This window comes from Ditibartonella apis (assembly GCF_001952075.1).
In the GTDB taxonomy this organism is placed as follows: Bacteria; Pseudomonadota; Alphaproteobacteria; order Rhizobiales; family Rhizobiaceae; genus Bartonella; species Bartonella apis.
This window is the reverse complement of record NZ_LXYU01000001.1, coordinates 298,664-323,478: the sequence shown is the minus strand read 5'-3', so window position 1 is coordinate 323,478 and position 24,815 is coordinate 298,664. Positions and strand designations below refer to the sequence as shown.

Annotated in this window: 19 protein-coding genes; 12 read left to right on the top strand and 7 right to left on the bottom strand. The window is 46.0% G+C overall.

Annotated features, from left to right (window positions below; genetic code table 11):
- The first annotated feature begins 58 nt into the window (after window positions 1-58).
- From ahcY to PEB0122_RS01365, 8 genes are all read left to right on the top strand, one after another.
- The gene (ahcY, locus tag PEB0122_RS01400; protein WP_075915296.1) at window positions 59-1,456 is read left to right on the top strand and encodes an adenosylhomocysteinase; all 1,398 of its coding nucleotides are present in this window, start codon (window positions 59-61) and stop codon (window positions 1,454-1,456) included.
- A 150-nt stretch (window positions 1,457-1,606) separates the two neighbouring features.
- On the top strand, window positions 1,607-4,072 hold the full coding sequence (locus tag PEB0122_RS01395; RefSeq protein ID WP_075915662.1) for a sensor histidine kinase: 2,466 nt from the start codon (window positions 1,607-1,609) through the stop codon (window positions 4,070-4,072).
- Complete coding sequence (gene tsaE, locus PEB0122_RS01390) at window positions 4,069-5,556, top strand: tRNA (adenosine(37)-N6)-threonylcarbamoyltransferase complex ATPase subunit type 1 TsaE (protein ID WP_075915295.1); 1,488 nt, start codon at window positions 4,069-4,071, stop codon at window positions 5,554-5,556. Before PEB0122_RS01395 ends, tsaE begins: the two co-directional genes overlap by 4 nt.
- Before the next feature lie 4 nt (window positions 5,557-5,560).
- The gene (locus PEB0122_RS01385; RefSeq protein ID WP_075915294.1) at window positions 5,561-6,280 is read left to right on the top strand and encodes a nucleotidyltransferase family protein; all 720 of its coding nucleotides are present in this window, start codon (window positions 5,561-5,563) and stop codon (window positions 6,278-6,280) included.
- The gene (gene addB / locus PEB0122_RS01380) at window positions 6,277-9,363 is read left to right on the top strand and encodes a double-strand break repair protein AddB (protein WP_075915293.1); all 3,087 of its coding nucleotides are present in this window, start codon (window positions 6,277-6,279) and stop codon (window positions 9,361-9,363) included. The genes PEB0122_RS01385 and addB overlap by 4 nt, the downstream gene beginning before the upstream one ends.
- Window positions 9,360-12,842 (top strand): double-strand break repair helicase AddA, encoded by a 3,483-nt coding sequence (addA, locus tag PEB0122_RS01375; protein WP_075915292.1) that lies wholly within the window; start codon window positions 9,360-9,362, stop codon window positions 12,840-12,842. The genes addB and addA overlap by 4 nt, the downstream gene beginning before the upstream one ends.
- Window positions 12,843-12,921: 79 nt before the next feature.
- The gene (trxA, locus tag PEB0122_RS01370) at window positions 12,922-13,245 is read left to right on the top strand and encodes a thioredoxin (protein ID WP_075869615.1); all 324 of its coding nucleotides are present in this window, start codon (window positions 12,922-12,924) and stop codon (window positions 13,243-13,245) included.
- A gap of 667 nt (window positions 13,246-13,912) precedes the next feature.
- Complete coding sequence (locus tag PEB0122_RS01365; protein ID WP_075913680.1) at window positions 13,913-14,209, top strand: helix-turn-helix domain-containing protein; 297 nt, start codon at window positions 13,913-13,915, stop codon at window positions 14,207-14,209.
- A 217-nt stretch (window positions 14,210-14,426) separates the two neighbouring features.
- Here the strand turns inward: PEB0122_RS01365 and PEB0122_RS01360 are convergent, their stop codons facing one another.
- Window positions 14,427-16,001, bottom strand: a complete 1,575-nt coding sequence (locus PEB0122_RS01360) for a peptide chain release factor 3 (RefSeq protein WP_075915290.1) — start codon at window positions 15,999-16,001, stop codon at window positions 14,427-14,429.
- Window positions 16,002-16,247: 246 nt separating this feature from the next.
- Window positions 16,248-17,912 carry a lysine--tRNA ligase gene (locus PEB0122_RS01355; protein ID WP_075915289.1) on the bottom strand — a complete coding sequence of 555 codons (1,665 nt, stop codon included), beginning with the start codon at window positions 17,910-17,912 and terminating at the stop codon, window positions 16,248-16,250.
- Between the two features lie 132 nt (window positions 17,913-18,044).
- On the opposite strand from PEB0122_RS01355, the gene PEB0122_RS01350 reads away from it, so the two are divergent.
- Entirely contained in the window at window positions 18,045-18,485 is a 441-nt protein-coding gene (locus PEB0122_RS01350) for a tellurite resistance TerB family protein (RefSeq protein WP_075915660.1), read from the top strand.
- 106 nt (window positions 18,486-18,591) lie between these two features.
- On the opposite strand, the gene PEB0122_RS01345 is transcribed toward PEB0122_RS01350, so the two are convergent.
- The gene (locus PEB0122_RS01345; protein ID WP_075869619.1) at window positions 18,592-19,179 is read right to left on the bottom strand and encodes a hypothetical protein; all 588 of its coding nucleotides are present in this window, start codon (window positions 19,177-19,179) and stop codon (window positions 18,592-18,594) included.
- Window positions 19,180-19,625: 446 nt separating this feature from the next.
- Here PEB0122_RS01345 and PEB0122_RS01340 point away from each other — a divergent pair, with 446 nt between their 5' ends.
- From PEB0122_RS01340 to PEB0122_RS01330, 3 genes are all read left to right on the top strand, one after another.
- The gene (locus tag PEB0122_RS01340) at window positions 19,626-19,862 is read left to right on the top strand and encodes an Lrp/AsnC ligand binding domain-containing protein (protein ID WP_075869935.1); all 237 of its coding nucleotides are present in this window, start codon (window positions 19,626-19,628) and stop codon (window positions 19,860-19,862) included.
- A 43-nt stretch (window positions 19,863-19,905) separates the two neighbouring features.
- The gene (locus PEB0122_RS01335; RefSeq protein WP_143238778.1) at window positions 19,906-20,268 is read left to right on the top strand and encodes a hypothetical protein; all 363 of its coding nucleotides are present in this window, start codon (window positions 19,906-19,908) and stop codon (window positions 20,266-20,268) included.
- Between the two features lie 117 nt (window positions 20,269-20,385).
- Entirely contained in the window at window positions 20,386-20,928 is a 543-nt protein-coding gene (locus PEB0122_RS01330) for a copper chaperone PCu(A)C (RefSeq protein ID WP_075869621.1), read from the top strand.
- A gap of 213 nt (window positions 20,929-21,141) precedes the next feature.
- Here PEB0122_RS01330 and PEB0122_RS01325 read toward each other — a convergent pair whose 3' ends face one another.
- From PEB0122_RS01325 to PEB0122_RS01310, 4 genes are all read right to left on the bottom strand, one after another.
- Window positions 21,142-21,753, bottom strand: coding sequence for an alpha-ketoglutarate-dependent dioxygenase AlkB (locus tag PEB0122_RS01325; RefSeq protein ID WP_075915287.1), 612 nt, complete (start codon window positions 21,751-21,753; stop codon window positions 21,142-21,144).
- A 307-nt stretch (window positions 21,754-22,060) separates the two neighbouring features.
- Entirely contained in the window at window positions 22,061-22,582 is a 522-nt protein-coding gene (gene lysM, locus PEB0122_RS01320) for a peptidoglycan-binding protein LysM (RefSeq protein ID WP_075915286.1), read from the bottom strand.
- A gap of 119 nt (window positions 22,583-22,701) precedes the next feature.
- A complete protein-coding gene (gene arfB, locus PEB0122_RS01315) occupies window positions 22,702-23,139 on the bottom strand; it encodes an alternative ribosome rescue aminoacyl-tRNA hydrolase ArfB (RefSeq protein ID WP_075915285.1) in 438 nt (145 codons plus the stop codon).
- A gap of 80 nt (window positions 23,140-23,219) precedes the next feature.
- On the bottom strand, window positions 23,220-24,815 hold the full coding sequence (locus tag PEB0122_RS01310) for a phosphoenolpyruvate carboxykinase (protein ID WP_075915284.1): 1,596 nt from the start codon (window positions 24,813-24,815) through the stop codon (window positions 23,220-23,222).

Here is a 24,815-nt window from a genome sequence, read left to right as displayed (position 1 = left end):
GCGCCATTGTGCGACATCTGTTAAATCACCGAAAGCTAAAATCTTCAAGGAGTGCATAATGGCTGCCAAAGAATATATTATCAAGGATATCGGCCTTGCCGACTATGGTCGCAGAGAACTCGATATTGCCGAAACCGAAATGCCGGGTCTGATGGCCTGCCGTGAGGAATTCGGCTCCTCTCAACCGTTGCGTGGCGCCCGCATTTCCGGTTCGCTGCACATGACAATCCAGACAGCCGTTCTTATCGAAACGTTAAAAATGATCGGTGCAGATTTGCGCTGGGCTTCATGTAATATTTTTTCAACGCAGGACCATGCTGCCGCAGCAATTGCCGCAGGTGGTACGCCTGTTTTTGCGGTCAAGGGCGAAACACTTGAACAATATTGGAGCTATACTGATGCTATTTTCCAATGGCCGGATGGCAAGCCTTCCAACATGATTCTTGATGATGGCGGTGATGCAACAGCTTATATCCTGACCGGTGCCCGCGCCGAAGATGGAGAAGATGTTCTTTCAAAGCCGGAATCCGAAGAAGAGGCAATCTTTTTTGCTCAAATCAAAAAACGCATGAAAGAAACACCCGGCTTCTTTACCCGTCAACGTGATGCCATCAAAGGTGTCACGGAAGAGACAACAACAGGTGTTCACCGTCTCTATCATTTACAGGAACAAGGGCTGCTTCCGTTCCCGGCAATCAACGTCAATGACAGTGTAACAAAATCCAAATTCGACAACCGTTATGGCTGTAAAGAATCGCTGGTTGACGGTATCCGTCGTGGTACCGATGTGATGATGGCCGGTAAAGTTGCTATTGTTTGCGGCTATGGCGATGTTGGTAAAGGCTGTGCTGCATCGCTTTCTGGAGCCGGTGCTCGTGTCAAGGTTACCGAAGTTGACCCGATTTGCGCCTTGCAGGCAGCTATGGATGGCTATGAGGTTGTAACACTCGAGGATGCCGCTCCGACCGCCGACATTATCATCACTGCAACGGGAAACCGTGACATTGTTCGTCTTGAACATATGCGGGCCGTCAAGGATATGTGCATTATCGGCAATATCGGGCATTTTGATAACGAGATTCAGGTTGCTTCGCTGAAAAACCTGAAATGGACAAATATCAAGCCGCAAGTCGACATGATTACATTTCCGGACGGAAAACGCATTATCCTTCTTTCAGAAGGGCGGTTGCTTAATCTTGGCAATGCAACAGGGCATCCTTCTTTCGTTATGTCGGCCTCTTTCACCAACCAGACATTGGCCCAGATCGAATTGTTCACACGTGGCGAGAATTATAAAAATCAGGTCTATGTTCTGCCGAAACATCTTGATGAAAAAGTTGCTCGTCTGCATCTTGATCGTCTTGGCGTCAAACTGACAACGCTGTCGGAAGAGCAGGCCGCCTATATTGGTGTGTCGGTTGATGGCCCGTTCAAGCCTGATCGTTATCGCTACTAAAACCGGTATCGCTGAAAGAAACCAAACTATATTTATTATTAAAGGTCGGGTAAAAATGCCCGGCCTTTGTTTTTTGAAGATACTTCACCTGAAAAGCATAGACATGTATGGTTAAAACTGATTCGGCTAGATATAATCGAGAAATCAACTTTGCAGGCAAAAGGTGGATATAAAAGCAAATTATTGTCGGGGATTTTCTCGGGCCTGGTTGCTTTATTCTGTTTTTCTGTAACGTCTATTACAAGTCACGCTGCCGGTCTTCACGCGCTTTCCGATTTTGACAGCTCAAGCCTTCAAATAGTTGTTTTTGGTGGCGTTATTGTTGCGGCATTTATTGTTTGTCTGGGCATTTTCAATCGTTTTTCGTCAAAGAAGCTGATTGAAGAGAACAACAATCAAATCGACTATTTGCAAAAAATTGATAATTACGAGCTTTTGCTGACACATAGCGGGCAATGTGCGGTTATCTGGAAAACGCCGGTTGCTCTCCCCGAAATAATCGGCCACATGGTTGCACTTGATAAAGCGGGCATAAATTCTCAGGACATATTAAGGTTTGGACAATGGCTTGATGAGAATGAATTGCGCGTTCTTGACGATGCGTTGACCCATTTGCGACAGGATGCACAAACGTTTACTCTTTATCTTAAGACGAAACAAAAAACATTGGTTGAAGCAACCGGTCTTATTGCCGGAACTGCCGCAGTTTTGCGTTTTCAGGATCTTTCCGACCGACAGGAACAGCTTGCACAGATCGAGAAGGAAGCAGCTTTCACAAAGACGATGCTTGCAATGCGCAATGTTCTTCTCGAGGCACTTGATGAGCCTGTATGGCTTATCAATAAAGATAATAGAATTATTTATGCAAATCGTGCGTTTCGGAAAGCCAGCGGTTATGACCCCGAGAAAGCACAGGATGTTTCATTGTTCAATGAAACGACGCGACAGAAACTTCTGGAAAGTAAACCGCTTTTCAAAGGACCGGCCTATGCCATTGTTGAAGGCGATCGGAGGCTCCTTGAAGTCACACAAGTGACTTCCGAAGACGGTGTCGCAACATTTGCTCATGATATCAGCGCCATGGAAGAAATGTCGGAAGAGATGAAGCGCATGGCGCGCGGACATTCCGAAACACTTGACCAGATTTCAACAGCAGTAGCCATTTTTGGTCCCGATCAAAAACTGAAATTTGCCAATCAGGCTTTTGCAACGCTCTGGCCGTTGGATACGGTTTTTCTTGAGAGTGAACCCAGTCATACCCTGCTTCTTGATCGTTTGCGGGAAGAAGGCATTATTGCTGAAAAGCCGGACTGGAGGGGGTGGAAGGAAGAACTTTTTTCTGCCTATCGTTCGGGGGAACCGAGCCAACAAATCTGGAATTTGCCGGATGGTCGCACGCTCAGGGTACTTGCAAGCCCGCACCCGCAGGGTGGCGTGACATGGCTTTTTGAAAATCTCACTGAAAAAATTGATCTCGAACGGCGTTATAACAGCCTCATTGAAATGCAAGGTGAAACGCTGGATCATCTCTCAGAAGGTGTTGCCTTGTTTGGTCCGGACGGGCGTGTGCGTCTTACCAATCCGGCGCTTGCCAAATTATGGTCTTTACCCACCGAGCTCACAGTTGAAGGAACGCATATTTCAAAACTTCAGGCTGAATGCGCGCAAAAAACAACGAGCAACGCATGGGATACATTCGGAGCATTTATAACCGGGTTTAGCGAAAATCGGGATGCCATTTCGGGGCGTATGGATTTAACAAATGGTGTTATTCTTGATTATGCCTTGGTGCCTCTGCCAAATGCACAGACCATGATGACCTTTGTCAATGTGACGGATACAGTCAATATCACCCGTGCATTGCAAGAAAAGAACGATGCATTGCGCAGTGCCGACGCATTGCGCAGCGAATTTGTTCGCCATGTGTCTTATGAATTGCGCACACCTCTTACCAATATTATCGGCTTTTCCGATATTTTGCAGAGCGGACTTTTCGGCACTCTCAATTCCCGACAGCAGGAATATCTCAAGCACATCGCCTCTGAATCGGGTGCACTTCTTGATATCGTCAATGATATTCTTGACCTTGCTAAACTTGATGCGGGCATTATGGAACTTGATATTAAAGATGTCGATATTGCCGCTTCAATGGCTTTTGCAACAGAACGTACGAAAGAGCGTCTCGGTACCCGTCCGGTAAAAATTGAAGAAAAAATTGAAGACGGCCTCACGACGATTCCGGCAGATCAGGCTAGGCTACGGCAGATTTTTGTCAATGTATTGAGCAATGCCGCCAATTTTGCGCCTGACAATAGTGTCATTACCTTTTCTGCCAAAAAGGACGGAAACGACATTGTCTTTTCTGTCCATGATGACGGAGCGGGAATCCCTGAAGAAATTCTCGATACTGTTTTCAAGCGGTTTTCGTCCCATGCCCATCATGGTTCACGTGCCGGAGCAGGGCTTGGTCTTTCGATTGTCAAAAGCTTTGTCGAGCTTCATGGCGGCAGCGTCACAATAGAAACGGGGAATGCAAAAGGAACAACCGTTTTTTGCCGATTTCTGGCTGAACGCCCTTCACCAGTAACGTTGCTTCAATCAGAGGAAACAGAATGATTTTCAGTTTATTTCTTGACGATGAAAAAGCAACCGAACGCTTCGGCGAGGATTTTGCGCTAGCTCTTGAAAAGGGTAATCTCGTTACGCTCGAAGGGGATCTCGGAACAGGAAAAACATCGCTTTCCCGTTCTATTGTTCGCACCCTTGCAGATGATGACGGGATGGATGTTCCAAGTCCAACCTTCACACTTGTTCAAGTCTATGATTTGCCAAAATTTAGCCTCATCCATGCCGATCTTTATCGTATTAACGAACCGGAAGAAATTGATGAGCTTGGCTTTGAAGAGGCGCGAGAGGGCGGAGTTGTTCTTGTCGAATGGCCGGAAAAAGCCGAAGGAGAATTGGGAAAGGCAGATTTTGCCATTTTTCTTGAGCATCAAGGAAATGGTCGAAAAATAACGATTGAAGCGGAAGGCCGTGCTGCCGAACGGCTTAAACGTTCGCTTGAAATAAGAGAATTTTTAAAATCCAATCACCGTGGCAATTTCAAGCGCCGTTATTTCACCGGTGATGCTTCGGCGCGTTCCTACGAGATTATTTATGGCAAGGATGGTCATGAAATTTTGATGAATGCGCCGGCAATGGAAATGCCCGAACAAAATGGCCAGTCTTATGGAAAAATTGCCCATCTTGCGACGTCTGTCAGCCAATTTGTCGGCATTGACCGGCTAATTTTGAAAAATGGTTTCGTAGCGCCAAAAATTTTAGCGCAAGATTTAAAAAACGGTTTGCTCATTACCGACGATCTTGGGCGGGACGGCGTGCTTGATGAAGAGAGGAAGCCAATTGAAAACCGCTATATCGAATCGGGAAAATTGCTTTCTTCATTTCACCAGAAAGAGTGGCCAAAACATAAAAAATTCGATGATCTGACACTTGATATACCGGCTTATGATCGGGGTGTCTTGCAGGCTGAAGTTTCTCTTCTTCTTGACTGGTATTTCCCTTACTCTAACGGAACAGAGGTGAGTAAGTCCCTAAAGGAAGAATTCTATTGGCAATGGGAGCCGTTTTTTGAAATTTTTGAACAGGCAGAACGAAGCTTTGTTATGCGCGATTATCATTCGCCCAATATTATCTGGCGGGAGAACGAACAGGGTTTGAAAAAAATAGGCCTCATTGATTTTCAGGACGGGCAAATTGGCCCGACAGCCTATGATGTTGTATCACTCGCCCAGGATGCACGTGTTGCTATTAACCGTCCGCTTGAGGAGCGTATCATCAAGGCTTATTGTGATGAACGCAAAAAGGGTGCGCGTATCTTTGATGAAGAAGAATTCAAACTGGTCTATGCTATTGCAGGTGCACAACGCGTTTCCAAAATTCTCGGTATTTTTGTTCGTCTTGATAAGCGTGATGGCAAGCCCGCTTATTTGAAACACTTGCCGCACTGCCGCGATTATTTGAAGCGCAACCTTGAACATCCGGCTCTTTCATCATTGCGTCAATTCTATATTGCCTCGAAACTGGTTGAAGAGTGAAAAAATGAAAATAACACATGCTATGGTGCTTGCTGCGGGGCTTGGCACCCGCATGCGGCCATTGACTTTCAAAACACCGAAACCACTGGTAAAAATTGCCGGTCGAAGTCTTTTGGATCGTGCTCTTGACGCCCTTGAAAAAGCCGGTGTCGAGGAAGCGGTGGTCAATGTCCATTATCTTGCCGATTCTATCGAAAGCCATGTCGTAAGCCGTAAAAAACCTCATGTAACCATTTCGGATGAGCGTGCGAAACTTCTCGATTCTGCCGGAGGCGTCGTGAAAGCTTTGCCGCTTTTGGGGGAAAATCCGTTTTTTGTTCTTAATGCCGATACTTTCTGGGTCGATCATGGCACGCCAACGCTTGAAGCAATGGCAAATCGTTTTGACCCCGATAGAATGGATATGTTGCTTATGACGGTTAAACGCGTGCAGGCGGCAGGGCCGGAAAAAGGCGATTTCCTGATTGGTGAAGGTCAAAAACTTGTGCGCGCACCTGCAAATGCACCGGAAGCGGTTATTTATGGTGGTGCACTTATTGTAAATCCGAAAATATTTGCATTTGCAAAAATCGAACCGCAATCGCTCAACCTCTATTTTGACGAAGCAATTGCTCGTGGTCGCCTTTATGGTTTTCCTTTGGATGGCAATTGGTATACTGTCGGGACAATTGCAATGATCGGCAGGGTTGATGAGCTGATGCGCCAGAGGGGGGAAATAGCGTGAAAGACAAGCCGAAGCTTTTTTCGATTTCGAGCGGTGCGCCATTTTTGCCAACTTTTGTTGATGCACTTCTTTCAGGACGCCTGATTAAAGATTTCGGCAAAGGCGGCAATATCCAGAAAGCTTTGGCAGATACTCTTATCTATGTTCCCACTCGTCGCGCCGCGCGTACACTGCGCTCCTGCTTTGTGGAAATGAGCAAGACACATTCAAGCTTCCTTCCGACAATTCGACCCTTAGGCGATGTTGATGAAGATACGGCTTTCTTCCTTGATAATGGAGCGGCAGCTTTGTCGCTCAATCCGAAAATTGGCGATGTCGAGCGGCTCTTGTTGTTGGCGCGTCTCATCCGTCCGTGGCGCGAGAATTTGCCTGCCCATGTGCGCTCGTTATTCGGTAGCGAAGATATTATCATACCGGCCAATACAGCCGATGCGATCTGGCTTGCCGAAGATCTTGCCCGTCTGATGGACGAGGTTGAGACAGAGTCCGCCGACTGGGCAAAACTTCAAGATATTGCACCCGATATGGTCGCCGAATGGTGGCAGGTGACACTTGATTTTCTGGAAATTGTAACAAAAACCTGGCCTGATATTCTTGCCGAGCGGCAAAAAATAAATCCGGCAGAATGGCGCAATCAGGCCATTCGGGCGGAAACTGAAAGGCTTTTGCGTAACAAGCCGCGTGATCCTGTTATTGTGGCCGGTTCCAATGGTTCGATTCCGGCCATTGCCGATTTGCTGAAAGTGGTAAGCGGATTGGAAAATGGTGCGGTTGTCTTGCCCGGCCTCGACCTTGCAATGGATGATGCCCAGTGGGTGGCGCTTGATGAAACCCATGATGACCCCTCCATTTTCGGCCATCCGCAATATAGCTTCAAAAAATTGTTCGATCGCATGAAACTTGCAAGAAATGTCGTTGACGAGATTGGGGCGCCTTCTGAAAATAAGAAAAAACGCGCAGCAATATTATCTGAAGCATTGCGACCGGCTGTCACTACCGACACATGGTCACAATTGAAACGTGATGGTTTCGATGAAATTTTTGCCGATGTCTCTTTGATCGAGGCCGCCAATGAGCGTGAAGAGGCTTTGGCAATCGCAGTTGCGCTAAGACAAGCGATTGAAGACAAAAAGAAAACGGCCGCACTTGTGACAGGGGATAGAAATCTTGCCCGCCGTGTTGTTGCCGAACTCAAACGTTTCGGCATTGAGGCCAATGATTCCGGCGGTGTTCCTTTAAGCGAAGTGTTACCGGCAACTTTGTTGCGGCTCATTTTGCAAAGCCTGTTTCAACCCGGCGATCCGGTGGCTTTCCTGTCTCTCTTGAAACACCCATTGACATCGCTTGGATATGAACGCGGAGCTTTACGAAAAATTGCCGAACGTTTCGAGCTCTTTGCATTAAGGGGAGGAACCGGACGAATCAATATTGCAACGTGTGAACAGTTTGTTGAAGAGCGGCTTCTTGCTCTCACAACAGATGAAAACGAAACGAGCGATATCGATACCGATATGATCGAGGAAGCAAGAAAACTTGCTTCTTCACTTGTAAGCGCTGTTCAGCCATTGGTGACCTTGATGGCAAAAAGCGAACCACGGTCAGTGAACGAGGTAGCCCGTGCCACGACTGAAGTTCTGGAAAATTTTGGGGCAAACGAGCAGGGCTCGTTTCACGCGCTTTATGCCGGTGAAGCGGGAAAAGCCATTATATCTTTGTTGCGTGATCTTGTTGCCGATCAATCCGGCCTTACGTTCGATATTTCCGAATGGCCAGCTATTCTTGAAGCTTTGATGGCCGCACGCTCGGTGAGCCCCTCTGCCGGTGGTCATCCCCGTCTTTTTATCTGGGGTGCTCTGGAATCACGTTTGCAAACAGTTGATACAATGGTCATCGGTGGCTTGAATGAAGGGTCGTGGCCTGCAACAGCACGCAATGACCCATTCATGTCGCGGCCGATGAAGATGACATTGACACTTGACCCTCCGGAACGACGGATCGGTTTGGCTGCCCATGATTTCCAGATGGCTATGGGCATGGATAAAGTTATTATGAGCAGGGCGTTGAGAGTTGATAATGCTCCTTCTGTGCCGTCGCGCTGGTTGCAAAGGCTGGAAACAGTTGTGGGGGCCAAAGCGAGTGCCGACATGCGCGCTCATGGCGGAGTTTTTGTCCGCTGGGCGCGTGAACTTGATCGTCGCGAAAATGTCGATTTTATTGCGCGCCCTTGCCCCACACCGCCGTTGAAACAACGTCCGAAACATTTTTCTGTTACCGAAATCGAGACATTACGCCGCGACCCTTATGCAATCTATGCCAAAAAAGTTTTGCGCCTGAAGCCGCTTGATGACCTTATCCACGATCCGTCAGTTGCCGAGCGTGGCACGCTTTATCATGCAATTGTTGCGGGCTTTTCACTGCTGAAAATTGATCCGGAAAAACCGGATGCATTGCAAAAATTTCTTGAAATTGCGCGTGCCGAATTTGACCGGATGCAGCTTCCACTTGATGTTGAAGCTATATGGTGGCCGCGTTTTGAAATTCTTGCGCCATCAATTATCGAGTGGGAAAAAGGACTTTCGCCACGGGCGAGATATGTCGAAATTTCAGCCCGTCCGGTTCATATTGTGCCGGAAGGAGCAACCCTTTCAGGGCGTGCCGACCGCATAGATGTGATGAATGGACATTTCGCCGAAATTCTTGATTTCAAAACCGGCTCGACTCCTTCGGTGAAGCAGGCTGCAACACTCATGGCACCGCAATTGGCGTTGGAAGCAGCTCTTTTGTCGCGCAATGCTTTTGTTCCGCTTAAAAATATCAAACCGACAGAACTTGCCTATATCCGTTTGAATGCCCACGGAGAAGTAAAAGAAGAGGGCGTTTCTCTCACTGCCAAAAAAACTGCAATCGAACTTTCCGAAGAAGCATGGACAAGATTGGGCGAACTTGTTGAATATTATCAAAATCCTGCCCATGGCTATTTGTCGCGAGCAATGCCGCCTTTGACCACTTATGAAGGCGATTATGACCATTTGGCGCGGGTTCTTGAATGGTCAGCTGGTTCTGATACGACAGGTGACGAATGAGCAAACGCGAAATTCCTGAGGATGCCATTAAAAATCAGACGGCCGCTTCAAATCCGCAAAGCAGTGCTTGGGTGTCTGCCAATGCCGGCTCCGGTAAAACCCATGTTTTGACGTTTCGGGTTATCAGACTTTTATTGAATGGCACCGAACCGGCGCGGATTTTGTGCCTCACTTATACCAAAGCAGCCGCTGCTGTCATGCAAACGCGCATTTTCCAGACTCTTTCGGGTTGGACAGAGCTTGACGATGACAAATTGACAGAAGTGTTGGTCGCGCTTGAGGGCAAAAAGCCCGATACAAAAAGGCTTGACGAAGCGCGTAGACTTTTTGCCCGTGCTCTTGAAACACCGGGCGGGTTAAAAATCCAGACGATCCATGCTTTTTGTGAAGGTCTTCTTCATCAATTTCCTTTAGAAGCCAATATTGCCGGCCATTTCGAGATGATGGACGATCTCAAGCGTGACGAGTTTTTAAAAAATGCGCGTCGTGACCTGCTCGAGAAAGCTTATTTGCAAAAAAATAGTTCTCTTCATGACGCTTTGATGCTGGTTTTAAAAACAGTAGGAGAAAATGGACTTTTTACGCTGTTAGACGAAGCAATTGAAAAACGGCAGGCTTTAACTCCGTTTCTCACGCGTGTGAGTGGCCCGGACGGCAAGCATATTCTGGAAAAAGCGTTACAAATATCTCCGGATGATACGGAAGAAAATCTCACGTATGAAATCCGTAAAACGGCGCTTCATTCCAAGGAGACTATTGAGGCATTCAAAAGTCTCGGCCACTCTTACAGCCAAAATTTCGTTGAAAAATTGGAGCTTGTAGAAAATACGGATAATAGCGAGAGCATAAAATTCATCGAACTTGCCTATTTTACCAGTGGAAATCCGCGCAAAATAAGCAATCTGGCATCAAAAAAACTTCTTGCAACTTTGCCTTGGCTTGCAGACGATTTGTTAAAGCGTCAGGAAAAGCTCGTTCTCTATCTCGACAAGTTACGACGTGTACGGCTGGTACCGCTCAATTTGGCTGCCTTCAAGCTCTGTTACCGGCTTTTGGCGCGTTATGAAAGTTTGAAGAAAGCAGAAGGTTTGCTTGATTTTGATGATTTGATCGAGCGGGCGCTTAATCTGTTAAAACGCGATAGTGCGGGCCAATGGGTGCAATATAAACTGGATAGGGGCATTGACCATATTCTGGTTGACGAAGCACAGGATACAAGCCCTGCCCAGTGGCAGATAATCCAGCTTCTTGCACAGGAGTTTTTTGTCGGGGAAGGACAAAGAGAGGTCAACCGCACTGTTTTTGCCGTTGGTGATGAAAAACAGTCGATTTATTCCTTCCAAGGGGCAGTGCCGGAAGATTTTGCAACGAATGGTCGCATTATCGAAAGAAAAGCCGAAGCCGTTGGCAAATCTTTCGGCCACATACGTTTGAATTATTCCTTCCGTTCGACAGCCGATGTTTTAAAAAGTGTTGATCGGGTATTTGAAAAGCCTGAAAATTATAAAGGTCTTTCAGCCGAAAATATCAAAACCGTGCATGAGCCGGTTCGCCGCAATGACCCCGGTGAAGTTGTAATCTGGGACAATATTGCGCCGACCGATGTGGAAGAACCGGAAGACTGGCGCAAACCTGTCGACCAGCTTCATGCACCGGCTGTTCGCCTTGCCGAAGAGATAGCAACCACAATCAGCCACTGGCTTCATCATCACGAAATGCTTAAAGGTCAGGGAAGAGAAGTCAAAGCCAGTGATATTATGGTGCTGGTGAGAAAACGTGACCAGTTTGTTCCGGCTTTGGCGCGCGCGTTGAAAAACCGAAATGTTCCGGTTGCAGGTGCCGACCGCTTGCGTCTTGCAAGCCATATCGCCGTGCGTGATTTAACGGCGCTTGCACGATTTGTTCTGCAGCCGCAGGATGACCTTTCTCTTGCATCTGTTTTGAAAAGCCCGCTCTTTGGACTTGATGAAGATGATCTTTATCGCATTGCTGTAAACCGCGAAGGAAGCCTGTTTAATAGCCTTGAAGCCCATAGTGAAGTGAAGCCGGAATTTGCAACTGTTCTTGCTTTACTCAAAAAATATAGAAACCTTGCCGATAAAACCCCTGTCTATGAATTTTATAGTCATATATTGAGCGAGGATGAGGGGCGGGCAAAAATTCTCGCCCGATTGGGTTCGGAAGCAAGTGATGTCCTTGATGCGTTCATGGATTATACCTTATCTATCCAGAAAACCGGTTTGCCGGGGTTGCAGGCTTTTCTGGAAACAATCAAGCTTTCCGATCCGGAAATCAAACGTGAACTCGACCAGAACCGTGAAGAAGTCCGTATTATGACTGTTCATGCGGCAAAAGGGCTTGAAAGCGCTATTGTCTTTCTGGTCGATTCCGGTTCGCGTATTTGGAATGCGCAGCATGAACCGAAATTCATCGAAATTGATGATCATGGCAAGACGAGCTTTTTGTGGCAGCCCGCAAAAGAGTTCAAAACATCATTCGGTGACACTTATATCAATACGTTAAAATTGAAGGCCGAGGAAGAATATAGGCGCCTTCTTTACGTCGGTATGACACGGGCAGAAGATCGTCTTATTGTTTGTGGCTATCAGGGAAAGAATGCTGTTGACGGGACATGGAGTGAGCTTGTTGGTGAAGCATTGAAGCCGGTTTCTGAAGAAATTGCAGGCCCTTCGCCCGACATCAAGGCATGGCGTTATTGCGTGGATGACAACCGCGCAAGTGTCGAAACAAAAACTGCGGAAGATGAAGCAATCGTTCCGGCTTTTCCGCTTCCTTCCTATTTCCATAAACGTATGGAGCCGGAAACAGATTTACCTAAGCCCCTTACCCCTTCAGGTGCTTCACTCGATATTGACGAGAACGCACCGGCAACAAAAAATATCGTCACCATTTCTCCGGTTCTGGGAGAAAAACCGGCAAATTCGTCATTTGCTATCGAACGGGGGACACTCATTCACCGGCTTTTGCAATATTTGCCGCAAGTTCGGGAGGAAGACCGGCAAAGGCTTGCCCGTGCCTATCTTGAAAAAGCCGCACCTGAATGGAGCGAGGAACAAAGAGCGGATGCTTTCACCCAGACCTTCAAGGTTATGGATGATGAAACACTGCGCCCCTTGTTTACCAAAGAAGCGCGTGCCGAAGTGACTTTGATGGGTACTGTCACAATAAAGGGGAAAAAATATGTGGTTTCGGGACAAATAGACCGTCTCAATGATGGTGATAACATAATTGTTCTGGGAGATTTTAAAACCGGCCGTGCTCCCAAACGTGAACAGCAAATTCCAGACAGCTACATGTTGCAAATGGCACTTTACCGGACGCTATTGATGAGCATTCATCCGGATAAGACCGTCAGAACGTTATTGATCTATAGTGATGGGCCAAAAGTTTTTGAACTGGACGGCAAAAAACTCGATTTCCTGATCAATAAAGAAAAAACTAATTCACCGGAACAATAAAGGGTGAAAAAGCTTGCTCTTGACGGAACCGGCCAAGCACGCCAAATTTAGGCAAATTGGAATCACAAAGGAAAGATCAATGAGCACTGTAAAGGTCGATACAAGCAATTTTGAAAATGACGTGCTAAAGTCGGCAGAACCTGTTGTTGTAGACTTCTGGGCTGAATGGTGCGGTCCGTGTAAAATGATAGCGCCCTCGCTCGAAGAAATTGCTACCGAATTACAGGGTAAGGTCAAGGTCGCCAAAATCAATATTGACGAAAATCCCGAACTTGCAACGCAATTCGGCGTCCGTTCAATTCCGACATTGTTGTTGTTCAATAATGGGGAAATTGTCTCCAATATGGTCGGTGCTGCTCCGAAAAGCCGCTTGTCAGACTGGATCAAGGACGGCGTAAAATAACTCTGTAAAATTTATTTTATTGAAAACGGCATCCAATTCAGTTGGTGCCGTTTTTTTATATCTTCAAAAAAACACGTTATTCGACGCGCAATTGCCTGTAGTTTATTCATTTTTATCAAGCAAAGTCGAGCTTGCTTTCCATCAAAAATTATCGGGATTGACAATAAAACGAGTCAAAAACGATTAGTGCCGGAACCGGAAACGCTTCATATCGGGACCGGTAGAAAACGGTTTTGTCCGAATTCGTTTTGATGTTGTTCATTTTCACAGCACCGGATGGGATGAAAGATGTTTTAACATTCCCTTCTTTCTTAACTCATCAATATCGGGATAATTTGTCCGGTTTTCCTTTATTTCGAATAGTGCAGATTAAATGATCGGATCAAACATATTTGATTTATATAATTTTAAAATGAATATATTATTTCTCAATTTTAGAATATGTGGTATTGGCTAAGTCCGGTTTAGTCTGCCACGACCAACAGCGTTGCGCGGGTAAAAAGCGGGCTTGGCCCAGTGGGACATAGAAAATGGTGATCAATATCAGGAGTTGATCGTTCGGGGGAGCTTTTCCAAAAAGATATCGTTTCGGCAATGCTTTTTATAGAACTTGCGCGTGATTGCCCGAAACAGGAAATTGAAAGAAAATTTTTATTGGGATGAGTTGATGGTGAATCATATGGAAAATGGCGGTAACATTTCCTCAGAAAATATTCGAACATTGAAATTTAATGAAACCCAAAGTGACCAGAAAATAGGCGGGTTGTTACGCCAATTTCGTAAAAAAAACGGCGTAACTCAAACAGAATTGGCAGCCGTCGCGGGTATCACACCACAGCAGATTCAAAAATATGAAAAAGGAGCAGATCGCATTGCCGTTTCGAGGCTGATGACACTTCTGGACTTTCTGGATATTAATTTTGAAGAATTTATAAGAGCGATGAAAAACTGCAATCGGCGCTGATTTGTTAAAAGAGGATTGGCAATGCCAATCATTCCGTTCGATTGACATTATTCGATTTTTGCGGAAGGGGCGTTCACTAACGGGTAAGCGAAACTCCCAATGGCATGAGAACAGAAATCTCGCTGCCCCATTTATATTTCAATAACACAATTTACCTGTATCAAATAAAATCGCCTGCGATCATTTACGCTATAAAGAACTTCGCATTTATAAAGATTTATTTGCTGCGTATCTGGTAGTCTTTAATTGTTGCGAATTTGATTTTCGGTGACCGCTCCGCTTCGTAATTGAGCGAAAAATTGTTTTCTGCGAGAAATACCGGATCGCCGTCGAGATCGGATGCGATAGCATCACGGTGTGTAGCAATAAATTTCTCGAGATCTTCTTTGTTATCAGCCGAAATCCAGCGGCATACAGTAAAGCGCGCCGGTTCAAAACCGACAGGAAGAGAATATTCCACTTTCAGCCGTTCCGTCAGCACATCAATTTGCAAAGCACCGATCACACCGACAATTGACGGCGAACCATCGTCAGGCATAAAGAGTTGCACAACACCTTCTTCGGCCATTTGTTGCAAAGCTTCTTTAAGCTTCTTTGCCTTCATTGGGTCGCCAAGACGAACACGACGCAAAATTTCCGGAGCAAAATTCGGAACACCTTTGAAAAGAATGTCTTCGCCATCTGTCAGCGTATCGCCAATACGTAATGTTCCGTGGTTTGGAATTCCCACAACGTCACCGGCATAGGCTTCGTCGGCAATCTGGCGTGAGCGGGCAAAGAAAAATTGCGGCGTCGACAATGTCAGGGGTTTTCCGGTGCGCACGAGTTTTGCTTTCATGCCGCGGGATAGAATTCCCGAACAAACACGTAAAAACGCGATGCGATCGCGATGGTTGGGATCCATATTGGCTTGTATTTTGAAAACAAAACCGGTCATTTTCGGTTCTGTCGCCTCGACAATACGCGTATCTGCAACCTGCGCACGCGGACTTGGCCCATAGGCAACAAGAGCGTCGATAAGATCACGCACGCCATAATTCTTCAACGCCGAACCGAAATAGACTGGTGTCATTTGGCCTTCACGGAACGATTTCAGATCAAATTTTTTACATGCGTCACGCGCAAGAACAACGCCTTCGACAAAAGCGGCACGGTCATGTTCCGGCAATAATAGGGCTGCTTCTTCAGGCCCTTTGACAGGGCGCGGGGTTTTTTCTTCGTCTTTCTGGCGAACAAGATTGTGATGAAGGTCAAAACTGCCGGCAAAATTTTTGCCCGAGCCGATAGGCCATGTAACAGGGGCAGTATCAAGCGCAAGCTTGTCTTCTATCTCGTCCAGTATCTCTAATGGGTCGAGTGCTTCCCGATCCATTTTGTTGACGAATGTCACAATCGGAATGTCGCGCATGCGACAGACTTCGAATAGTTTTAAGGTTCTGGGCTCGATGCCGCGCGCTCCGTCAAGAACCATGACAGCGCTATCGACAGCCGTCAGTGTGCGGTAGGTATCATCGGCAAAGTCTTCGTGGCCGGGTGTATCAAGCAAATTAAATATATGATCTTCATATTCGAATGTCATAACCGAGGTGACAACCGAAATACCGCGCTCGCGTTCGATTTTCATCCAGTCGGAACGGGTCTGGATTCGGTCTTTCTTGGCCTTGACTTCACCTGCAAGCTGGATAGCACCGCCGAACAATAACAATTTTTCGGTCAAGGTTGTTTTACCGGCATCAGGGTGCGCGATAATAGCAAATGTGCGGCGCCGCGCGACCTCTTGTGCCTTGTTCATAACTCACTCCTGTTGCTTTTTACCCGCGCGATCCGTTTGTTTTGATAACCGGCCGGTCGATAATAAAATTCCGCTTCTTTTACCTCTTTTTTAAAAAAAGAGTGAGGAATTTGTGTCCTTTATCTAAAAATTTTCAATAAATTGGCGGCAAGCTTGAAGCTCGTCTTCAAGAATTGTACCGGATTGTTTCAAAATCATCGTGAAAGGGGTGAAAAGCCCCTTTTTCAAGATGAATGTCGGGTTCTCTCATTCGTTGACAAGTTTTCCAGCCAAGGCTTTAGCAATCAAGCCCCGCGTTTCATCAATGCCATAAAGAGCAATGAAAGAGCCGAAGCGCGGTCCTCGTTCCTGACCGATCAGAACTTCATAAAGCATTTGGAAAAATGAAACAGAAACACCGGGCCCCCCGTCAGGGCTCTTCTTATTGTGATCCTGATAGCGCTCTGTCACGCGGCCAATGTCGAGAAGTGCGTTCTGGATGGTGTGGGCATCGGCATCTGCCGGCAAGTTTGCCAGCGTTTGGTCGATTTTTTCCAAAGTTTCACGCTCGACAGCATCTGGTGCACGGAATTTTTTGGTCGGTTTGACGAAATCATTGAAATAGCGGATTGCAAAACTGACAAGGCTGTCAAGTTCGGGCTGGTTTTCCGGTGTAGCACCCTTCGCATAGCGCGAAATAAAGCCCCATAAGACATCGGCATTTTCGGCATTGGATGCACTTACGAGGTTGAGCAACATGGCAAAAGGCACCGGCAAATCCACTTTCGGCGGATTGCCATTATGCATGTGCCAGACCGGATTGTTGAGCCGGTCTTTCCAGCTTTGCTTCGGATAGGCTGAAAGAAAACTGTAATATTCGTCAACAGCCTTCGGTATCACATCGAAATAAAGCCGCTTGGCAGTTTTCGGTTTCTGATACATGTAAAGGCCAAGGCTTGACGTGGGCGCATAGGTGAGCCACTCGTCAATTGTCAGGCCATTACCTTTCGATTTTGAAATCTTTTGTCCTTTGTCATCCAGAAACAGCTCGTAATTGAAGCCTTCGGGCGGTGTTCCACCAAGGATACGACAAATTTTTGAAGACAGAGCCACAGAATCAATCAAATCTTTGCCTGCCATTTCATAGTCAATGCCCAGCGCTGTCCAGCGCATAGCCCAATCGGCTTTCCATTGGCATTTGACCTTGCCACCGGTGACTTCGGTTTCAATTTTTTCACCGGTTTCCGGTTCGATATAGGTAACAGTGCCCTTTTTGGCATCATGCGCAATCATTGCAACTTGCAAAACTTTTCCCGAGACAGGAGAAATCGGCAAGAATGGCGAATAGGTCGCGCGCCGTTCTTCACCCAATGTGGGAACAATGACAGCCATGATCTTATCGTAATTGGCAAGCATTTTAAGGAGCGTTTCGTCGAAACGTCCCGAAGTATAATAATCGGTTGCACTGGCAAATTCGTAATTGAAGCCGAAACGGTCAAGAAAAGCGCGAAGCCGCGCATTATTGGCGGCGCCAAAAGAAGGATAATCTTTCGTAAACGGGTCGGGCACCCGCGTTAAAGGTTTACCAAGATAGGTTTCCATCAATGCACGGTTGGGGACATTTTCGGGTACTTTGCGTAATCCATCCATGTCGTCGGAAAAACATAATAGTTTGGTTTTGACTTTGTTTTCCGTCAACACATGAAAAGCGTGGCGCACCATTGTTGTGCGCGCAACTTCACCGAAGGTACCGATATGCGGTAAACCGGAGGGACCGTAGCCCGTCTCGAACATAACTGTATCAGGGTAGCCCTTTTTTTCGTAACGTTTGACAATTTTGCGTGCTTCCTCAAATGGCCATGCTCTGGATTGGGCTGCCGCATCAATGACATCCTGAGTAAGATTTTCTGCCACGAAATTGTCTGTTGCCATGGGGTTTTATCCTGAATTTGAATCGTTTAAGAAAGCTCTATGGCTCAAACAGCTTTTCGTCAATCATTGTAAGAAAAACATTGTAAGAAAAAACGGAAAAAACGGCAAAGGATGACTTTCAGGGAGGAACTGATGGAAAAACTGACAGCACAAGAAGCATTGATATATATCATGGTCACAACTTCTGCCGTTGACGCGGCAGTGAGTGACGATGAACTGGAATTGATTAGCGAAATTGTTGCGCGTTTACCGGTTTTTAGAGGGTTCGACCGGACGCGGCTTGATCAATTGGCTGCAAAATGTTGTTCTTATCTCGCCCATGAAGATGGAATTGAACAAATACTTGAAGTGACCGGCAAGGCACTTTCTCCAAAGCTTCGCGATACTGCTTATGCTCTCGCCGTCGAAGTTGCGGCAAGCGATCTTGACGTCAGGCAAGAAGAATTGATGTTTTTACAAATTTTACGCGAGCAATTCGAGCTTGAGGATTTGACTGTTGCGGCAATTGAACGTTCAGCGAGAATCCGTTTTAGAAAAGCCGGAAGAAACATAGACGAGAAAAAAGAGAATTGAACTCCAAGAATTCAATAAAATTCATTCCGGCTAAGAGTGGCCTAATTTTAATCCGAAATCCCGAAATAGGCTTTTCGATTTATTTATTTCAGTCAATTACCGAACGTTATTTCCTGAATGGTGAATATATCCCCGGATCCTGATCGTCTTCCGGATTGACGGTGAGGTCATCACTTAAACGCGTTTGCTTGAACTCTTTTTCTTGCGAGTCAAGAAAGGCTTTAAGAGCAGTGCTTACACGTGCGGCTGCATCGCTGTCGCTATCAATCATAGCATCAAGAAAATCTTTGAGTGAAATACCGATAAGGTCAAATCCAAGGTCTTTTTCAACGGCCCGAAGATCATAACTATTTCGGGGAGAATAGAGAATTTCTTTCAAATAGGCTGCGGCTTCCTGAATTGGCAAACCATGCGGTTTTTCGAGACCGAATTTTTCCGAAAGCACATAGAGAAGTTTTTCTTCTTCATCCTCGATTTCTTCGGCACTTTTCCGGTTATCTAGAGGTTTGAAGCGACTGGCAACTTGACGTGCACCATTTTCTGCCTGTGAAGAGGTGCTCGGTGTTACGGCATTGAATGTTTCTGCAAGATTGTCGGAACTTGAATCACCATCAAGATTTTTTGCACGGCGGTTGGTCAGCTCTGTAGCAGCCGCTACCGTGACATAAAGTTGCACAGGAATGGGTGGTATCATGGCAATTCCCTATCCGGCATTGAAAGCCGAAGAATAAACGATTGTGGGAATAGGTGCAATTGATTTTAAAGATTGATATTCAATAGAAATTATGAATAGGGAACTCAAAATCGCTTAACATTATAATATTTATATAAAATATGTTTCATTGTAATTTTTTAATTCATTGGTCTTGATCTCACTATTAAAATAAAATTTTAAACTTTAAATTGAATATCGGAATTTGCGTTAATCTTTAAAGGTAAAAATATTTATTTTCTCTTCCGTCTAACCCAATAAAAGCCGGACGAAATCGTTTAATAAATTATCCTTTCGCAAATTGAAGCCAACACAAACGAATTTTAGAGCAGGAGACGCTTGATGAACATGTTTTCATCACTTGAATGAAGAAACTATGTTGATTTCTTCTCGATTTCATGTGTTTGTTTGGCTAAAGGAGAATGAATATGAAGCCAATATTTATCCAGTTGCAGTGTGCACCGGGTACAGCTTACGATGTTGCCGACATACTTTATGAGCGCGAGATCGTTTCGGAACTCTATTCCACAAGCGGTGAATTCGAGCTTCTGGCAAAAATCTACATCGAAGAAGGCAAGGATATCGGTAAATTCATCAATGACAATATTCTTGATATACCCGGTATCACGCGGTCTTTGACAACGCTCACTTTTACTGCATTCTAGACTTCTTAACCATGAAAATGGCGAGAAAACACCGGGTCAGCTGATGCAGTCGGTAAAGCATCAATTTTTTATATTTGTGCTCGTTGCCGTGATGACAATTCAATCACTTGTCATGGCAAAAGCCGGTGTGCTTGGTGAATACGCTGTTCGCGATGCTTACGGCAGCATTATTTGCACGGCCGCCGGAAAAGATCGTTCAGCCCAAGGTCATTTCCCTGTCCCCGCTTGTTGCATTGGCGGGTGTATTCTTTCTGCGGCCCTTCAAATATCCGGACCGGTTAATGTTGTTCTTGAAACATCCAAGTGTTCAAGCGAGGCAATGGCTGTCATTCGGGTTTTGTTGCTACCCTGCGAGCGGCCATCATTTGTTTATGATGCACGTTCTCCGCCCTACATAATTTCCTGAGTTGGTTGATCTATTTGTCAATTTTCAATTCGGTTCGTCCGATTAAGCAAAGATCTTCGGCAAATGGTCATAAACATCTTCAACACGAATTTATATTTTAAATATCAGGAGTTATATATGTCTTACGCTTTTCAAAAATGTTCGGCTTTGATCAAGACAAGCTTTGCTGTGATGGCAGCTTTTGCCTGTTTGTTTCTAACCTTTTCGCTCGGTAGTGCTTTTGCGAATGATTATAAAATTGGTGATATCGAAATTACCAATGTTTGGGCACGCGCAACACCGAACGGGGCAAAAGTTGCCGGTGGTTTCTTTACCATTGTCAATCATGGTAAAGATGCTGACAGGCTGGTGTCTCTATCATCGGAATTATCTGACAAAGCGCAAATCCATTCAATGGAAATGGCTGACGGTGTCATGAAAATGCGTCATCAGGCCGATGGCGTGGTCATTCCGGCCGGTGGAACAGTCGAATTCAAACCGGGTAGCTTCCACGTCATGTTTATGGATCTCGACAAAACCTTGAACAAGGGTGACGAATTCAAGGCAAAAATGGTTTTTGAAAAAGCCGGCACTGTCGATGTGGTCTTTACTGTTTCGGGCATCGGTGCACAAGCACCCGATTCAATGCCTGCCAATCATGAAGAACATCAGCATCATTAAAAGACCGTTTTTCGAATTAAAGTTTTCATGAAAAAATAAAATGCGTGGCGGATTTCTGTCACGCATTTTTGTTGATCAAGATTTTCATTCAAGTTTTTAAAAGCAATTGCCAATTTAAATCCGTCACCAAGAGAAGTTTTCACGTGAAACGCTATTTCATGATAAGCAAATGACTGCTTTCAGGAAGCAAGCTTTGCGGGCAATATTTCCAATTCACCCGACAGGCGTAATACGTCGCAAAGTCAGATTGATACGGCCGGGAACTTTCAAAAGTGTAGAAGTTTCGGGATAAATCCGGTCAACACCATGAAATGCAAGACGCATATCGCCGCCGAATATGATGACATCGCCGCTATTTAACCGTAAGGAATGGGTTTTTCCGCCTTTAACAGGCGTTCCGACACGAAAGAGACACGTGTCGCCCAAGGATACTGAAATGACAGGTGCGGCAAGTTCACCTTCATCCTTGTCCTGATGCATTCCCATGCGTGCATCCGGCGAATAAAAGTTGATGAGGCAGGCTTCCGGCGGAGCGGAAAATCCGGATAATTTTTGCCATAACTCCTGGAGTCGTCGGGGAATTTCCGGCCAAGGTTTTTGCGTTTGAGGATGCGTTTCCTGATAGCGATAGCCGTGATCTTTATCGGTGACCCAACCGAGTTTCCCGCAATTGGTTTGCCGGACACTCATCGGCTTTCCGGTTTTCGGCATTCTGGGAACAAATAATGGCGCTTGCCGGACAATGTCTCTCACCTCATCAACCAGTTTTTCCTGATCGGTGCGATTGAAATAGTTCGGAAAATAATCAAAGCCGTAAAAATCCATCCTTTGAAAATAAACAGACTGTGACGGCTCTTCAAGATGCCGAGCATCATTCGCCTTGCCCTATCTTCAAGACGAATCGGTTCCTGTTTTTAAAAGCCTGCATTTGTCAATTTTTCGGAGCTGTTTCATTTCCCGATAGCTTTTTCGAAAATTGCTTCATGCTTTTCCGTGGAGCCTCCCGTTTTCCTGTGTAACAAGATTTACACACTTGTTGGGAAAGAGAAAAATACCCACGCATCTTATCCGAAAACCGTTTCACACTTTTCGGGATGCGTGGGGTGCGTCGTGTAAAAATAAGAAAAAATAATCAAGCCTGATTAAGGTCGGGAATGCGAAGCTTTTGACCGGGGAAGATTTTTTCAGGCGATTTCAACATAGGCTTGTTTGCCTCGAAAATAATCTTGTTTTTGTCGCCATGACCTTTGCCATAAACTTCTTCAGCAATCTTCCACAAAGTGTCACCCTTTTTCACTTCGTAAAAATGCGGTTCTGACGATTGTGCGGCTGCAGGGTTTGAAGATGCCTGCGAAGTGCCCGATTGTGCCGTTTGGTTGCTTGCCGATTTTTGGCCATTCTCAACCTTGAGATTATCGGTATTGACCGATTCAATGCTGTGAAGGTTGCCAACGGCAAGAATAGCTTTTTCAAGTGTAGCCTGATCTTTGACAGCGCCGGTCAGAATTGCTTTGCCGTTTTCGACCGCAACTTTGACGTTTTCTGTTCCGAGATTAAGGCCATCCAAAGCTGTTTTAATGCTTTGTGCGTCAGGGGCTTGTTCCCCGAGTCCAAGTTTTTCACCAACCGATTTTACGAAATTAAAAAGTCCCATTGCATTCTCCTTTCAAGAAAATGCGCGTCTTGCCCTTTTGAAGGGGGAACGACACATCGTTAGAGCCCAAACCCGTGTTCCGGCTTTCACTCAAAAGACATAGAGCAGGAATTTAAATTTCAATCAGGAGTTACTTTTGAACGAGCCTTTTTTACTTCCGAACGAATGTTTTTGGTTTTCAATCTTCGTTCGATCGACCCTTTGGTCGGTTTGGTTTTACGCCGTTTTGGTGGCGGTGGTTCAGCCGCTTTTTTTATAAGTGAAACAAGTCTTTCACGCGCATTTTGCCGGTTTTTTTCCTGCAAACGAAAACGCGATGCTTCAATGAGAATTTCGCCCTCTTTTGTTGCTTTTTGTCCGGCCAGTTTTATGAGGCGGGTAAATATATCGTGGGGAAGACCTGCCCGATAGGCGAAAAAGCGTAATTGTACAGCCGTGGCAACCTTGTTGACATTCTGCCCTCCAGGTCCCGAAGCACGAATGAAACTTTCCGCTATATCGCTTTCGCGTATGCGGATTTTCGCACTGATAAAAAGTTCGCCTTTTTCGCTTTTCATTTGTGCAATTATAACGTCGATACGCCAATAAAAAAGCCCGGTTACAAGAACCGGGCTTGCATTTAATTTATTTTTTGAACTCAGGCCTTAGGGGCGGCGTTTTTCACTTCATCATCAACATGCGGAATGAATTTCTCGAAGTTTTTGATGAACATGCCTGCAAGCTTCTTGACCTGTTCGTCATAGGCAGCTGTGTCTTTCCAGGTCGTACGCGGGTCAAGAATTTTCGAATCCACTCCGGCAACTGCCTTCGGTACCATAAAGCCGAAATTTTCGTCTTTGCGGAATTCGACATTTTTGAGTGAACCGTCCAATGCAGCGTTCAGCAATGCGCGCGTTGCCTTGATCGGCATACGGCTGCCAACTCCGTAAGGACCGCCGGTCCAACCGGTATTGATGAGCCAGCAATCGACATGGTGTTCGGCAATTTTCTTGCGTAAAAGATTGCCGTAAACGGAAGGATGACGCGGCATGAATGGCGCACCAAAGCATGTCGAGAACGTTGCTTCCGGTTCTGTTACACCTTTTTCGGTCCCTGCAACCTTGGCTGTATAGCCGGACAGGAAGTGGTACATGGCTTGTGCCGGTGTGAGTTTGGCAATCGGCGGGATAACACCAAAAGCATCGGCAGTCAGCATGATGATGTTTTTCGGCTGTCCGCCCTTGCCGGTTTTGCTTGCATTATCAACGAAATAGATCGGATAGGCGGCACGTGTATTTTCAGTCAACGAACCGTCATTGAAATCGGGCTCGCGGTCTTTGTCGAGGACGACGTTTTCAAGAATGGTACCGAAACGCTGGGTTGTGGAATAGATAACCGGTTCCGCTTCGGCAGAGAGCCGTATGACCTTGGCATAGCAACCGCCTTCAAAGTTGAAGACCCCGTCATTGCCCCAGCCATGTTCGTCATCGCCGATCAATGTGCGGCTTGCATCTGCCGAAAGTGTTGTCTTGCCGGTTCCAGAAAGCCCGAAGAACACAGCAGTATCACCTTTTGGCCCTTCATTGGCTGAAGAGTGCATCGGCATAACGCCTTTTTCAGGCAAAATATAGTTCAACGCGGTGAAAACCGATTTTTTCATTTCACCGGCATAAGATGTGCCACCGATCAGAACGATAAGCCGTGTAAGATCGCAAGCAATGACTGTCTCGGAGCGTGTTCCATGACGCTTCGGGTCGGCGCGGAAAGACGGCAGATTGATAATGGTCATCTGCGGAACGTATGATTCCAGTGCTTTTTCTTCCGGACGGATAAGAAGGTTGCGGATGAAAATGGCATGCCATGCATATTCGGATGCAACACGTGCCCTGATAGAGTTTTCATGATCCGCGCCGCCAATAAGATCTTCGACAAATAGGTCGCGGCCTTTTGCATGTTCGACAAAATCGGCAAACAACTGGTCGAAATGTTCCTGACTCATCGGCTTGTTGTTGTCCCACCAGATATTGGGTTCGGTTTCTTTTGTGCGAACGATGAACTTGTCTTTTGCTGAACGGCCTGTAAATTGGCCTGTATAGGCAACAAGCGCTCCCTCGGCTGTCAATTTCGCTTCATTGCGACGGATAGCTTCTTCATAAAGAAAAGGCGGTTTGAAATTATAGTAAACATTGCCCAGATCTTTAAAACCGAAGCTTTTGAGTGAAGCCTTTGGATTGAATATGCCAGTCTCTTTCAT

Excerpts from the sequence above, each read along its gene's own strand:
- PEB0122_RS01325 (WP_075915287.1), bottom strand. The coding sequence starts at position 21,753 with ATGGATTTTTACGGCTTTGATTATTTTCCGAACTATTTCAATCGCACC.
- arfB (WP_075915285.1), bottom strand. The coding sequence starts at position 23,139 with ATGAAAAGCGAAAAAGGCGAACTTTTTATCAGTGCGAAAATCCGCATA.
- PEB0122_RS01365 (WP_075913680.1), top strand. The coding sequence starts at position 13,913 with ATGGTGAATCATATGGAAAATGGCGGTAACATTTCCTCAGAAAATATT.
- PEB0122_RS01360 (WP_075915290.1), bottom strand. The coding sequence starts at position 16,001 with ATGAACAAGGCACAAGAGGTCGCGCGGCGCCGCACATTTGCTATTATC.
- PEB0122_RS01340 (WP_075869935.1), top strand. The coding sequence starts at position 19,626 with ATGAAGCCAATATTTATCCAGTTGCAGTGTGCACCGGGTACAGCTTAC.
- lysM (WP_075915286.1), bottom strand. The coding sequence starts at position 22,582 with ATGGGACTTTTTAATTTCGTAAAATCGGTTGGTGAAAAACTTGGACTC.
- PEB0122_RS01345 (WP_075869619.1), bottom strand. The coding sequence starts at position 19,179 with ATGATACCACCCATTCCTGTGCAACTTTATGTCACGGTAGCGGCTGCT.
- PEB0122_RS01385 (WP_075915294.1), top strand. The coding sequence starts at position 5,561 with ATGAAAATAACACATGCTATGGTGCTTGCTGCGGGGCTTGGCACCCGC.
- ahcY (WP_075915296.1), top strand. The coding sequence starts at position 59 with ATGGCTGCCAAAGAATATATTATCAAGGATATCGGCCTTGCCGACTAT.
- PEB0122_RS01350 (WP_075915660.1), top strand. The coding sequence starts at position 18,045 with ATGGAAAAACTGACAGCACAAGAAGCATTGATATATATCATGGTCACA.
- PEB0122_RS01355 (WP_075915289.1), bottom strand. The coding sequence starts at position 17,912 with ATGGCAACAGACAATTTCGTGGCAGAAAATCTTACTCAGGATGTCATT.
- trxA (WP_075869615.1), top strand. The coding sequence starts at position 12,922 with ATGAGCACTGTAAAGGTCGATACAAGCAATTTTGAAAATGACGTGCTA.
- PEB0122_RS01335 (WP_143238778.1), top strand. The coding sequence starts at position 19,906 with ATGCAGTCGGTAAAGCATCAATTTTTTATATTTGTGCTCGTTGCCGTG.
- addA (WP_075915292.1), top strand. The coding sequence starts at position 9,360 with ATGAGCAAACGCGAAATTCCTGAGGATGCCATTAAAAATCAGACGGCC.
- PEB0122_RS01330 (WP_075869621.1), top strand. The coding sequence starts at position 20,386 with ATGTCTTACGCTTTTCAAAAATGTTCGGCTTTGATCAAGACAAGCTTT.
- PEB0122_RS01310 (WP_075915284.1), bottom strand. The coding sequence starts at position 24,815 with ATGAAAGAGACTGGCATATTCAATCCAAAGGCTTCACTCAAAAGCTTC.
- tsaE (WP_075915295.1), top strand. The coding sequence starts at position 4,069 with ATGATTTTCAGTTTATTTCTTGACGATGAAAAAGCAACCGAACGCTTC.